This window comes from Leifsonia sp. 466MF, from assembly GCF_900100265.1.
Lineage (GTDB): Bacteria > Actinomycetota > Actinomycetes > Actinomycetales > Microbacteriaceae > Leifsonia.
The window spans coordinates 1,799,380-1,812,107 of the sequence record NZ_LT629696.1; the positions used below are offsets into that span (position 1 = coordinate 1,799,380).

10 protein-coding genes are annotated in these 12,728 nt (G+C 69.8%); 2 read left to right on the forward strand and 8 right to left on the reverse strand.

Going from position 1 to position 12,728, the window contains the following annotated elements; all coding sequences use genetic code 11:
- Positions 1-490: 490 nt before the first annotated feature.
- Positions 491-1,006 (forward strand): DUF559 domain-containing protein, encoded by a 516-nt coding sequence (locus BLR91_RS08625; RefSeq protein WP_089875709.1) that lies wholly within the window; start codon positions 491-493, stop codon positions 1,004-1,006.
- Between the two features lie 164 nt (positions 1,007-1,170).
- Here the strand turns inward: BLR91_RS08625 and BLR91_RS08630 are convergent, their stop codons facing one another.
- The 3 genes from BLR91_RS08630 to recO are packed head-to-tail and all read right to left on the reverse strand — an operon-like array spanning position 1,171 to position 3,433.
- Positions 1,171-1,842: a DsbA family oxidoreductase gene (locus tag BLR91_RS08630; RefSeq protein WP_018190927.1), complete on the reverse strand. Its 672-nt coding sequence runs from the start codon at positions 1,840-1,842 to the stop codon at positions 1,171-1,173.
- Positions 1,843-1,871: 29 nt separating this feature from the next.
- Positions 1,872-2,696 carry an isoprenyl transferase gene (locus BLR91_RS08635; protein WP_020074823.1) on the reverse strand — a complete coding sequence of 275 codons (825 nt, stop codon included), beginning with the start codon at positions 2,694-2,696 and terminating at the stop codon, positions 1,872-1,874.
- The gene (gene recO / locus BLR91_RS08640) at positions 2,693-3,433 is read right to left on the reverse strand and encodes a DNA repair protein RecO (protein WP_089875707.1); all 741 of its coding nucleotides are present in this window, start codon (positions 3,431-3,433) and stop codon (positions 2,693-2,695) included. The genes BLR91_RS08635 and recO overlap by 4 nt, the downstream gene beginning before the upstream one ends.
- A 268-nt stretch (positions 3,434-3,701) precedes the next feature.
- On the opposite strand from recO, the gene BLR91_RS08645 reads away from it, so the two are divergent.
- A complete protein-coding gene (locus tag BLR91_RS08645; protein ID WP_018190924.1) occupies positions 3,702-4,463 on the forward strand; it encodes a trimeric intracellular cation channel family protein in 762 nt (253 codons plus the stop codon).
- 215 nt (positions 4,464-4,678) lie between these two features.
- Here the strand turns inward: BLR91_RS08645 and leuA are convergent, their stop codons facing one another.
- The 5 genes from leuA to BLR91_RS08670 form a co-directional block, all read right to left on the reverse strand.
- Entirely contained in the window at positions 4,679-6,451 is a 1,773-nt protein-coding gene (gene leuA / locus BLR91_RS08650; RefSeq protein WP_020074825.1) for a 2-isopropylmalate synthase, read from the reverse strand.
- 138 nt (positions 6,452-6,589) lie between these two features.
- Positions 6,590-9,076, reverse strand: coding sequence for a bifunctional lysylphosphatidylglycerol flippase/synthetase MprF (locus BLR91_RS08655; RefSeq protein ID WP_089875704.1), 2,487 nt, complete (start codon positions 9,074-9,076; stop codon positions 6,590-6,592).
- Entirely contained in the window at positions 9,073-10,314 is a 1,242-nt protein-coding gene (locus BLR91_RS08660; RefSeq protein WP_089875702.1) for an alpha/beta hydrolase, read from the reverse strand. Before BLR91_RS08660 ends, BLR91_RS08655 begins: the two co-directional genes overlap by 4 nt.
- A gap of 177 nt (positions 10,315-10,491) precedes the next feature.
- Positions 10,492-11,937 carry an ABC transporter permease gene (locus BLR91_RS08665; RefSeq protein WP_089875700.1) on the reverse strand — a complete coding sequence of 482 codons (1,446 nt, stop codon included), beginning with the start codon at positions 11,935-11,937 and terminating at the stop codon, positions 10,492-10,494.
- A complete protein-coding gene (locus BLR91_RS08670) occupies positions 11,934-12,689 on the reverse strand; it encodes an ABC transporter ATP-binding protein (protein WP_018190919.1) in 756 nt (251 codons plus the stop codon). The genes BLR91_RS08665 and BLR91_RS08670 overlap by 4 nt, the downstream gene beginning before the upstream one ends.
- Positions 12,690-12,728: the final 39 nt, after the last annotated feature.

A 12,728-nucleotide genomic window follows, 5' to 3' on the forward strand; every position in this document is an offset into this window, starting at 1 on the left:
GGCCCGCCATCGACTTGACGCAACACGCCGTCGCACCCGGTCGAGCGACGGCGTGTTGCGTCAACTCGTGTGCGAGCTGTGGATAACGGCGGCAGGCAATAGTCACGACTGGCAACCTGTGGCGATGGAACCGCTCAGGATTGGACCCCACTTCACGACGCGCGAGGCCCTGCTGCACGGTGTCTCGCGCTCTCGGCTGCGACGAGGAGACTTGACGCGCCCCCACCACGGCGTCCGTGCCATCGGTCCCGCGCAGGATCTCGTCGAGCGTTGCCGGGCATTCCAACCGGCGATGACTGAGGGGATGCTGTTCAGTCACATCACCGCCGCACGTCTCCATGGGCTTCCCTTAGGCCGGGAGGCGGATCCCGACGAGCCGCTCCACGTCTCTACACGGGCGCCGGGACGGGCACCGCGGCACCGTGGAATCCACGGCCATCAGACGAGGATCGCCGACGACGCGACCACAACACTCCATGGACTACCGGTCGTGTCCGCGGTCGAGACCTGGTGCCAGCTCGCCAGCATGCTTGCCGAAGATGACCTGGTCGTCTGCGGGGACGCCCTCGTCCGTCGCAAGGAGCCAATCGCGACAATGGAGCAACTGGCTGCCGCCGTCGCGTCCAGCCCGCGACGGCCCGGTGTGCGTCCCCTACGGTGCGCGCTCGCGCGCGTCCGGGCCCGGACCGACTCCCCGATGGAGACTGTGCTTCGCCTAGCCCTTGTACGCGCCGGACTCCCGGAACCGGCGGTGAACTATCGGATCGTCGGTCCCGATGGCGATCTGGTCGCGCATGGCGACCTGGCCTATCCCGCGGCGCACGTCGTGGTCGAGTACGACGGCGATCAACACAGAACGGACACTCACCAGTACTACATCGACGTCGATCGCTTGTGGCTCATCCGGACCATGGGCTGGGAGGTCGTGCGAGTCAATCGCACCCACATGGCCAACGACGCCCGCGAGGCCGTCCGCCGTGTCCGTCTTGCGCTCGCGTTGAGTTGACGCAACACGCCGCCATGCAACGGAGCGCGACGGCGTGTTGCGTCAACTCGCTCGCTAGAAGGTGCAGGTGTCGCCGTCGCAGACGGCGCCGGCGGCGCCGAGTTGGACGAGCGGCACGACGGGTGCGGGCGACGCGTCGGCCGCGACGGCAGGCTCCGCGCCGGTCATGCGGTCACCGCCGCGCGCTCCGACCAGACCTGCTCAAGCACCTGGGCGAACGTCTGCGCGTCCTGCGCCCCGGACACGCCGTACTTGCCGTCGATGACGAAGAACGGGACGCCGTTGATGCCGTACTCTCCAGCCGTCGCCTGGTCGGCGCGCACATCCTGGAGGTACTGCTCCGATTCGAGCGCCTGGAGCGCCGCATCCCGGTCGAGCCCCACCTCGGCCGCCAGGTCGGCGAGGTCCTCGACCCGGCCGACGTGACGGCCCTCGATGAAGTAGGCGCGGAACAGGCGCTCGGCCAGTTCCAGCTGCTTGCCGTTCGCCTTCGCGAAGTGCAGGAGCTCGTGCGCCTTGACGGTGTTGGTGTGCTTGAGGTTGTCGAAGTCGTAGTCGAGGCCGACGGACGAGGCGATCCCGGTCACGCGCTCCAGCATCTGCTGCACCTGCTCGGCCGGAAGGCCCTTGTGGCCGGCCAGGAAGTCGATCTCGCTGCCGTCGAAGTCGACGGGGGTGTCCGGGGACAGTTCGAAGGAGTGGTACTCGACCTCGACCCCGCGTCCGTCGCCCGCGCCAGCGAACAGCCCGCTGCCGGCCTCGAACTTCCTCTTCCCGATGTAGCACCACGGGCACGCGATGTCGGACCAGATGTCGATCTTGATGGGTTCGCTCACCTCAGAGGCAACGCGCGGCACGCCGCGGTCTATTCCGAGGTGGATGCCGTCTCGGCCGTCGGCGCGTCCACCGCACCGCCGAACCGGCGGTTGCGGCGCAGATACAGCTCCACCGCATCCCACAGGTCGGTGCGGCTGAAGTCCGGCCACAGCGTATCGAGGAACACCATCTCGGCGTACGCGCTCTGCCACAGCAGGAAGTTGCTGGTGCGCTGCTCCCCCGAGCTGCGCACGAACAGGTCGACGTCCGGCATGTCCGGCAGATAGAGGTGGCGCTGGATGGTCTTCTCGCTCACTGCGGACGGCCGCAGCCGGCCCGCAGCGACGTCGTCGGCGATCGACCGCACGGCGTCGGCGATCTCCGTCCGTCCGCCGTAGTTGACGCACATCGTCAGCGTCAGCACGTCGTTCCCGGCCGTGAGCTGCTCGGCGTACTGCAGCTCCTTGATGACCGACGACCACAGGCGCGGCTTCCGGCCCGCCCAGCGCACCCGCACGCCCCACTCGTTGAGCTGGTCGCGGCGCCGGTGCAGGACGTCTCGGTTGAATCCCATCAGAAACCGCACCTCGTCGGGCGACCGCTTCCAGTTCTCGGTCGAGAACGCGTACACGCTGAGGTGCTTGACCCCGGCTTGGATGGCGCCCGCCACCACGTCGAGAAGCGCGGCCTCCCCCGCCCGGTGCCCCTCGATACGGGTCAGGCCCCGGCGGTTCGCCCACCGGCCGTTGCCGTCCATGACGATCGCCACGTGCGACGGAACGCTCCCCGCCGGGAACGCGGGCGGATACACGCCGGTCCAGTCGAGCGGGCGGTACTCGACCGCATCCTTGTGCGTGTAGGGCTTCGGACTCATCCACTCGCCTTCTGGTCGTGCTGAACGTGCTGGAGCGAGCGCAGCCCGCGCTCGAGATGCCACTGGGTGTACGCGGCGACGACGCCGTTCGCGCGATTCCGCGTGATGTCCGGGGCCGCCTCCGCCGCCTCCCAGTCTCCCGACAGCAGGGCGCCGAGCAGGGCGATCGTGTCGGCGTCGACCTTGGGGGCGCCCTGCGGAGCGCAGTCGGCGCAGACGACGCCGCCGAGCTGGACGACCACGGAGGTGTGCGGGCCAGGTGCGCCGCAGCGGGAGCAGTCCTGGAAGCTCGGCGCCCATCCCGCGAGCGACAGCGCGCGCAGCAGGTACGAGTCGAGGGTCAGGCCGGCACCGTGCTCCCTCCGGGACAGGGAGCGCAGCGCGCCGACCAGCAGGAGGTACTGCTGGATGGACGGCTCGGCATCCGTCAGACGGTCGGCCGTCTCGACCATCGCGTTGGCGGCGGTGTAGCTGGCGTAGTCGTCGGCGATGAGGGCGCCGTACGCGCCGAGCGTCTCGGCCTGCGTGATCACGTCGAGGCTGCGCCCCTCGTACAGCTGGACGTCGGCCACCATGAACGGCTCGAGCCGCGACCCGAACCGGGAGGCCGTCCGCCGCACACCCTTCGCCACCGCACGGATCTTGCCGTGCTGCCTGCTCAGCATGGTGACGATGCGGTCGGCCTCGCCCAGCTTGTGGGTTCGGAGCACGACGGCTTCATCACGGTAGACAGGCACACTCCAGTATCGCGCGCCCGGCTGACAGTGCGGCGGATGCGGGGTGCGACACTTACTGTTACCTCGGTCGCAGGCTGTGACCTCGGTCGCAGGCTCCCTCGGCGCTGGGGTCGCGGCATCGCTCCGCGCTGCCCTCAGCTCCACCGCGCGGCGCTGGGGTCGCGGCATCGCTCCGCGCTGCCCTCAGCTCCACCGCGCGGCGCTGGGGTCGCGGCATCGCTTCGCGCTGCTTCCTAGCTCCACCGCGCGCGCATGATACACATGGGGGGTGAGCACGACCCCCGTCGACATCGGCGCCCTGTCGATCCCGCTGTGGGGCGACCTCATCGCTGTCGGCGTCGGCAGCCTCCAGGGCGCCATGTTCGCGTCCGGATTCCGCGACCGGCGGCTCGACCTGCTCGGCGTCGCGATCATCGGCGTCGCAACGGGCGTCGGCGGCGGACTCCTCCGCGATCTGCTGCTCAACGTCACGCCGGTCGCCCTGCAGTCGAACTGGTACCTGCCGATCACCGTCGTCGCCGCACTGCTCGGGATGCTGCTGATCCGGCTGTTCCGCCGTCTCGACCCCGTCATCACCTTCCTCGACGCGCTGACGATCGGGCTGTTCGGCGCGATCGGAGCGAGCAAGGCGCTCGCGCTCGGGCTGCCGGAGGTTCCCGCGGTGTTCGTCGGCGTGGTGGCCGCAGTCGGCGGGTCGATCCTGCGGGACGTGCTGCTGAACCTGCCCATCGCGCTCATGCACGTCGGCTCGCTCTACGCGGTCGCGGCCGGCGCGGGCACGATCGTCCTCGTCGTCATGCTCGACTTCGGCGTGCCGTTGACGGTCGCGGCGGTCGTCTGTGTCGTGGTGACCCTCGTCATCCGGCTCCTCGCCGTGCGCTTCGGGTGGAGCCTGCCGGAGCAGCGGGAGCTGGGCCGCATCCCCCGTCCGCGCTGGCCCCGCTTCACGCGCGCGCCCAGCGCCGCCCGCACGGCCGAGCGCACCGACACCGGCGCGATCCCGCGCTACCGCATCGACAAGCCCGAGTAACCCCGCGCACATTCGTGCCGAATGTGCGGAAAGCCGCGGCGATACCGCACATTCGGCACGAATCACGCCGCCCCCGAGACGCAGCGGAGCCGCACATTTGGCGCAAATCTCGGGAATGGCGGCCGCTTTCGCGAGATTTGGCGCAAATCTCGCGCCCCCACACGCAGCGGAGCCCGACATTCGGCACGAATGTCGGGCTCCGCAAGCGCGCTACGTCAGGCCGAGACGAGCTCCTGCGCCGACTGGCCGGCAGCCGACCGCACGGCCCGGTTCACCGCCGACACGACCGCCTTGAACGACGCCGTGGTGGTGTCCGCGTCGATGCCGACGCCCCAGCGGCGCTGGCCGTCCACATCCACCTCGACGTACGCCGCGGCGAGAGCAGACTCGCTCGCCGACAGCGTGTGCTGCGAGTAGTCGTAGAGGTGGGCGTCCACCCCGTGCTGGTGCAGGATGTCGAAGAACGCGGCGATCGGACCGTTGCCCTCACCGGTGGCCTTCGAGACGGTGTCCCCGTCGCGCAGCGTCACCGTGAGCACGACGTGCTCGCCCGTCTCGTTGGAGGTGGTGGTGCTCCCCAGCTCGAAGCGGCCCCACTTGGCGTCCGGGTCGGAGGCGGGAGCCGGCAGGTACTCGTCCTGGAAGACGGCCCAGATCTGGTCGCTGGTGACCTCGCCGCCCTCGGCATCCGTCTTGGCCTGAACGACCCCGGAGAACTCGATCTGCAGCTTGCGCGGCAGGTCGAGCGAGTGGTCCGTCTTCAGCAGGTACGCGACGCCGCCCTTGCCCGACTGCGAGTTGACGCGGATGACCGCCTCGTAGCTGCGGCCCAGGTCCTTCGGGTCGACGGGCAGGTACGGGACCGCCCAGACCAGGTCGTCGACCGGGACGCCGGTGCGCTCGGCCTCGGCCTCCATGGCCTCGAAGCCCTTCTTGATGGCGTCCTGGTGGGAGCCGCTGAAGGCCGTGAACACCAGGTCGCCGCCCCACGGGCTGCGCTCGCCGACGGGCAGCTGGTTGCAGTGCTCGACGGTGCGCTTGATCTGGTCGATGTCGCTGAAGTCGATCTGGGGGTCGATGCCCTGCGTGAACAGGTTGACGCCCAGCGTGACCAGGTCGACGTTGCCGGTGCGCTCGCCGTTGCCGAACAGGCAGCCCTCGATGCGGTCCGCTCCGGCCATGTAGCCGAGCTCGGCGGCGGCGACCGCGGTCCCGCGGTCGTTGTGCGGGTGCAGCGACAGGATGACGTTCTCGCGGTGGTTCAGGTGCCGCGACATCCACTCGATGGAGTCGGCGTAGACGTTGGGCGTGGCCATCTCGACGGTCGCGGGCAGGTTGATGATGACCTTCCGCTCCGGCGTCGGCTCGAACACCTCGAGCACCTGGTTGCAGATGTCGGCGGCGAACTCCAGCTCGGTGCCGGTGTAGCTCTCGGGCGAGTACTCGTAGTAGATCGTGGTGCCGGGCACGAGCTCTTCGAACTTCCGGCACAGCCGCGCGCCGTTCAGCGCGATGTCGACGATGCCCTGCTGGTCGGTGCGGAACACGACGTCCCGCTGCAGGATGCTGGTCGAGTTGTAGAGGTGCACGATCGCCTGCTTGGCGCCGACCAGCGACTCGTACGTGCGCTTGATCAGGTGCTCGCGCGACTGCGTCAGCACCTGGATGGTGACGTCGTCCGGGATGGCGCCCTCTTCGATCAGGCTGCGCACGAAGTCGAAGTCGGTCTGGCTCGCGGACGGGAAGCCGACCTCGATCTCCTTGTAGCCCAGGCGCACCAGCAGGTCGAACATTATGCGCTTGCGCTCGGGGCTCATCGGGTCGATGAGCGCCTGGTTGCCGTCACGCAGGTCGACGGCGCACCAGCGGGGCGCCTGCGTGATGTGCTTCGACGGCCAGGTGCGGTCCGGCAGGTCGACGCGGATCTGCTCGTGGAACGGCCGGTAGCGGTGGATCGGCATGGCGCTCGGCGCCTGTGTGTTCTTCATGGTCTTCAGGAATCCTCTGCTCGTGTGGTGTGGAGAGCCGACGACGAACTCCGCGACGAGTGAGGCCCAGAACTAGGACTCGTCGCGGCAGCTAAGGAGGAGCAGACCGTACACAGCACCGAGAGTACCACCTCGGCGTCAGCCGCGCCCCCGCACGAACGTCGCCGCCTGCCGCATCGACAGCCCCGGCAGGTACGCGCGCACCAGCGCGATGCCGATCGCGGGCAGGGCGACGGGGTCCGGGTAGGCCATGATCAGCGGGTGCAGCTCCGGCTGGAACTTCTGCTTGAACTTGAGCAGCGAGCGGAAGCCGTACACGGGCTCGAGCGAGGAACTGAGGTAGCCGAGCAGCCGGTCCATAGTGTCCTTGCCGCCCTCCTGCGCCGCCGCCGTGTGGGCGAGAGGCGCGGCGGAGAGCGACATGAACTCGATGCCGTCGTCCTTCATCCGCGTGGCGGCCTCGGCGATGAGGAACTCCATCACACCGTTGATGCTGTCAGGCCGCCGCCGCATGAAGTCGAGCGTCCAGCCGACGACGATCCCGGCGCGGTAGGTGGGCAGCCAGCTCGTGACGGCCTCGATCCGGCCGTCCTCGTCTACGGCCAGCATCAGGCGCACCTCCGGGTCGCGGAGCTCGTCGAGCCCGCCGAGCGTGAACCCCATCTCGGGCAGGTCCTTCTCGGCGACCCACTGCTCGGAGATGTCGGACAACTGCACGGCCGAGGTGAGCGGGAGCGCAGCGTACGTCGTCCACTCCGAGCGGATGCCGGCGCGCTGCGCACGGTTGATGGATGAGCGGACGTCCTGCCACTTCTTGCCCGTCGTCGCCCACAGCTGCGGACGGATGACGGTCTCCTCCGCGACGGTCATGGTCGACCAGCCGAGACGCTCGAACAGCGACGTGTAGCGAGCCTCCACGCTGTAGAACACCGGGATCCAGCCGTTGTCGTCGCAGAACCGGGCGAATCCCTGGATGGCGCCGTCGTGCGGACCGAGCGCACCGAACGGACCGCCGGTGGTCAGCGCGACCCGCCCCTCCACGCGATACGCGATCGCACCGCCGCCGATCGGGTCGAACCAGTACGAGTTGCCGGGCCAGGTCGCCATGAAGGAGATCGCGTCGCCGCCGCCGCGGTGCAGCAGCTCGCGCACGTGTGCATCCTCCGTGGTACCGCGCCGCCGGAGTCCGCGACCGAGCATCGGCGGGATGGCCCCGATGATCGCGACGAGCCAGAACACCGTTCCGATGTTGTGGTAGACGATCGTCGCCAGCGGCGTCGTCGGGAGGTACTGCAGGGGCTCGCGCCGCAGGAAGCTGACCGGCACGAACCGCTCGAGCACATCCGCGAACAGGTCGCCGATGTCGATCGGGCGCGTGAAGCCCGTGTCGCGCTGCAGCCATCCGACGAGCACGTACACCGCGACGAGCCCGACCCCGGTCCCGAGCACCAACAAGACGTACGTCCGCACCGCCTTGGCGGACGGCATCACGGTGAAATGGCGCCGGAACACGACGAGCAGTATCGCCATCGCGAGCGGCACGAGCGTCGACAGCGCGAGGATGAACGTCACCTCCCAGTACCGCGGAGAGACCGACGGACGGGCGGATGCGATCGGCAGGATGCCGTAGTACAGCGCCGACAGCAGCGCAAGCAGTCCGTTCACGGCCACCGCCAGCCACACCGCGAACCGCCGCCCGCGCAGGAGGCCATACGCCGCGACCAGCAGGAGGAGCAGCGGGAGGACCGACAGCAGCACCGGTCCGAGCCCGTTGATGCGTTCCAGTGTCAGCTCGCGGAAACAGTTGCGCGTCACGGCGAACGCCTGGCAGCGCTGGATGACCGAGGTCGCGCTGGGCGCCTCGTTGCTGAACAGCAGGCCGACCGGAGAGAGCAGGCCGTACCGCGTCGACCCGAGGAGCCCGATCACCGGCCCGACGGCGGTGATGGTCAGCGCCGAGGCGAGCAGCACCCGGACCTCGTGATGCGAGCTGCGCAGCCATCCGCCCGACACCTTCGCCTGCCGCAGCAGCGGGCCGAGCGCCAGCCCGGTCAGCACGGCGAGCAGCCGGTAGAAGTCGGACGGCAAGCCCGAGTACAGCAGATACATGATCGCGACGAGCAGCGTTATCACGCGGATGCGGCGCCGCCAGAGCGTTCCGGCGAAGGCACTCGCCGTCATGATCGTGCCGCCGATCGCCGTGAACGCGTCGAGTACGAGCAGCCCATGGACGTTGCGCGCCCACAGCTCGCCGATGTCGTTCGCCGCCACCTGGATGACAGCGCCCACGACGATGCCGACGACGGCCGTGCCGAAGAACGCCAGGGCCGTGCGCCAGGTGCCCATCAGGCGCTCGGAGGCGCCCACCAGCACGACGGTGAGGACCAGGACGACGATCAGTTCGAGCAGATCGTCGGTGAAGAGCACGGCCGTGAACGGCGACCACCAGTGCCCGTCCAGCAGCTGGACGGCGCCCGCACCCAGCCATCCGCGGAGCGGCCGGTGCGGCCCGCGGATCGGCCCGGTGATGAGCGCGAGCACCAGGATGAGCAGCGTCACCCCGGTCGTGAACGGGTGGCTCGCGATGAGCCGCGCGGTCCGCTGCGCGAGAGCGGCCGGCTTCACGACCCGAGCCCCAGCTGCCGCGCGATCGTCGGGAAGCCATGCGCGAGCACGTAGCGCACGGTCTTCCAGTCGTGCGCGGTGCCGGGCGAGCTGAGCAGCTCGGCGTGGATCCCGGCGCGCTCGGCGTCGGCGTACAGGGTGCGGGCGAAACCGGAGTACCTCGCGTCGTCGGCGCCCGCCCCGAGGACCATCACCGAATCGCGGTACGGCGCGTTCGCCTTCATCATCGCGGCCGGCTGCGCCTTCTCGTACGCCTGCTTGGACCCGCCGAATCCCGTGCTGATGGTCAGCTCCTCATCCCCCAACGTCGGCCCGAGTTCGCTCGACGACGCGAGCGCGGAGCCGAACAGGTCCGGCCGCCCGCTCGCGAACTGCACAGCGCAGGTCGCCCCCTGCGAGTAGCCGAACACGCTCCATCCTGCCGGGTCGCTGCTCACTCGCAGGTGAGAACGCACCCAATTCCGCACATCCGTCAGGAGATACGTCGCCGAGTCGCCGTAATCGCGGGAATCGACGCACATCGGGTTGCGCCCGGGGCCGCCCAGCTGGTCGGCGGCGACCACGATGGGAGCGTAGCCGTCGTGCTGAGCAGCGAACGCATCCATCGCCGTGGCGACTCCCCCGGCGGTGAACATGTCGGCCGGCGCCCCCGGCTGACCCGAGAGCGCGTACATCACCGGAAGCGCGGGAGGATTCGCCGTCAGCGCGACCGGCGGGAGGTAGACGACAGCCTCGCGCGCCGGGAACCGGGACTCGGTGGCCGGGATGCGGACGGTGCCGACCTCGCCCTTCGCCGGGAGCTCCCCCGCGACCACCGGCGTCGTCGTCGCCTTCCAGTCGGTGCCGGCCACGACCTCGCCGCGCTCCGAGTGCGGCTGGAGTGCCCCGTATGGCACGACGCCGAGCACATCGTTCAGGTTGCGGTAGGCGCCGAAGTCGGCGTTGATGCCGCAGAACGCCGCCGCGAGGAACACCGGGATGCTCACGATCGCCACGACCTTCCGCCACCAGCGGGAACGGAACAGGTTCGCCACCGCGAGGCTGATCCCGCCGAACCCGAGAGCGGTCCAGAGGGTGGTCACCGGTGTCAGGGCGACGCCGAACACGTCGAAGACGTCGGTGACCAGCCACACCAGGAACCAGCCGACCAGACCGCCGACAAGCGCAGCGATCAGCCCGGCGAGCGTCCGGCGCCAGGTGGGACGCACGAGCAGGTAGAGCGCGAGGATCGCGGCCACGACATCCAGCGTGATGAGGAACGGCGGCTTGTCGATCCTCAGCGTGTTCAGCCAGTTCAGGGATGGATCCTCTCGGGGGCGGCCCGGTGGACGGGACGCGACGGACGCCTCATTATTCCGGGCTCAGTTCATCGATAGCTGAAGCTCCGTGAGAGTTCAGCCAACATCCAGAGTCCGTCACTCCACGGCGAGGGCGGCGACAGGCGAGACGCGCGTGGCCCGGCGGGTCGGCGCGAGTGCGGCGACGACGGCGAGAAGGGCGGCGCCCAGGATGATCGCGGCCAGGAACGGCCAGGGAAGGATCGGGGCGAGGACGCCTCCGCCGGGGATCATCCCGAGCAGTGACTGCGCGCCGATCCAGCCGTAGAGCGTTCCCAGCACGAGCCCAGTCAGCACAGAGGCGACGGTCAGCTGCGCGCTCTCGGCGAGCACCATCCTCCGCACCTGACTGGCCGTGAAGCCCAGTGCGCGCAGGAGTCCGAGCTCGCGGCCGCGCTGCAGCACGCTGAGCGAGAGCGTGTTGACGACGCCGCACGCCGCGATCACCGCCGAGAATCCGACGAGCACCGTGAACACCGCCATCGTGCCGCCGATGATGCCGTCGGCACCCTCGTACATCCCGGGCTCCCGCGCCTCGGCATCCCGGATCAGCGCCTGCCAGGTGGATGCGGCCACTACGAACATCGTGATCAGCGTGACCCCGATCACCAGGCCGATCGCGGTGCGGGAGCTGCGCTCCGGATTGCGTACGGCGTTGGCAGCGGCCAGCCGGCCCGCGGCGCCCCGGCCGAACAGCAGGCCGACCGCTCGCAGCACGGCGGGGAGGAAGAACGGCGCGGCCAGAACGATCCCCGTGAAGGAGAGGATGCCGCCCGGCAGTGCGATGAGCACCCCATAGGACGACAACTGGGCGAGAGTCGCGCTGACCCGCACGAACGCGCCCGTGCCGAGGAGGAGTCCGAGGACCAGCAGCGCGGCGCCCGACAGGATGAGAGCGAGCGAGACCGCCAGCCTGCCGCGGCTCCGCACCGCGGCGGCGGGGCGCTCCTGCGCAGCACCGAGCGCCTGCACCGGCGTCACTGTGAGCACGCGTCGGCTGCCCACCCACGAGGCGAGCCAGGTAGTGAGGACGACGATGATCGCCGGCGGCACCATGAGCAGGCTGAGGACGGGATACTGCGCCTCCGGGAGGACGCCCGTCATCATCAGGAGCCGCACCGCGAGGAGCGAGAGCGCGGCGGCAGCGGCTCCCCCGACCGCGGCCCCGATCAGACCGACCGCAAGGCCTTCGCCGGCGACCGATCGGCGCTGTGTCCGCGCGCTGGATCCGATCAGCCGCAGCAGGGCGATCGTGCGGGTGCGCCCCGAGATGACGGTGGCGAAGGTGTTCGTCGTGACGATCGCGCCGACGTAGACCGCGACGACGAAGAAGATGCCGGCGACGATCCCCAGCGCGAGCTGGACGCTGGCGCGCTCCCCCATCGACGATCCGCCGATGAAGGCGGCCATCACATCCACCCCTCCGACCAGGGCGACGCCGAAGGCCGAGCTCAGTGCCGCCACGAGGATCCCAGCGCGGTGGTCGCGCGCGTTCGCTCGGAAGGCCGAGAAGGGGCGGCTCACGCGCGCGCCTCCATCCCGAGCATGAAGGACGAGATCTCCTCCGCCGACGACTGCGGCCGCTCGGCGGCGACCCGCCCGTCGGCGAGGAACACGATGTGGTCGGCGTAGCTCGCCGCCACGGGATCGTGGGTGACCATGGCGATGCTCTGGCCGAACGTGCGCGCCGCCTCCTGCAGCACACCGAGCACCTCGCGGCCGGTGCGGGAGTCCAGGTTGCCGGTCGGCTCGTCCGCGAAGACGAGGTCGGGCCGGGTGGCGAGCGCACGCACGATCGCGGCGCGCTGCTGCTGTCCGCCGGAGAGCTCGTGCGGGCGGTGGGTCAGGCGGCCGCCGAGGCCGAGTGTGTCGACGAGGTGGTCGATCCACTCGTTCTGCTCGCGGGTCGGCCGACGGCCGTCCAGCTCGAACGGCAGCAGTATGTTGCCGCGCACATCGAGCGTCGGCACCAGGTTGAACGACTGGAACACGAAGCCGATGCGACGGCGGCGCAGCAGCGTGAGCTCCGCATCCCCCATGCTGGTGATCTCGGTGTCGCCGAGGAACACGCGGCCGCCGGTCACCGAGTCGAGCCCGGCCATGACGTGCATGAGTGTCGACTTGCCCGATCCGCTCGGGCCCATCACGGCCGTGAACCGGCCCGCCGGGATGCCCAGGGTGACGCCGTCGAGCGCGTTCACCCGGCCCGCGCCGGTGCCGTAGGTCTTCGTGGCCGCTTCGACGCGCGCCACCGTTTCTGTGAGAGTCAGCTCCATACCCTCAACGCTAGGGAGGCGGCCCCCGCGGCCGAATCG

What these genes read in the sequence shown, in the direction of transcription:
- BLR91_RS08670 (WP_018190919.1), bottom strand. Translation starts at nt 12,689, where the DNA reads ATGGAGCTGACTCTCACAGAAACGGTGGCGCGCGTCGAAGCGGCCACG.
- leuA (WP_020074825.1), bottom strand. Translation starts at nt 6,451, where the DNA reads ATGAAGAACACACAGGCGCCGAGCGCCATGCCGATCCACCGCTACCGG.
- BLR91_RS08635 (WP_020074823.1), bottom strand. Translation starts at nt 2,696, where the DNA reads ATGAGTCCGAAGCCCTACACGCACAAGGATGCGGTCGAGTACCGCCCG.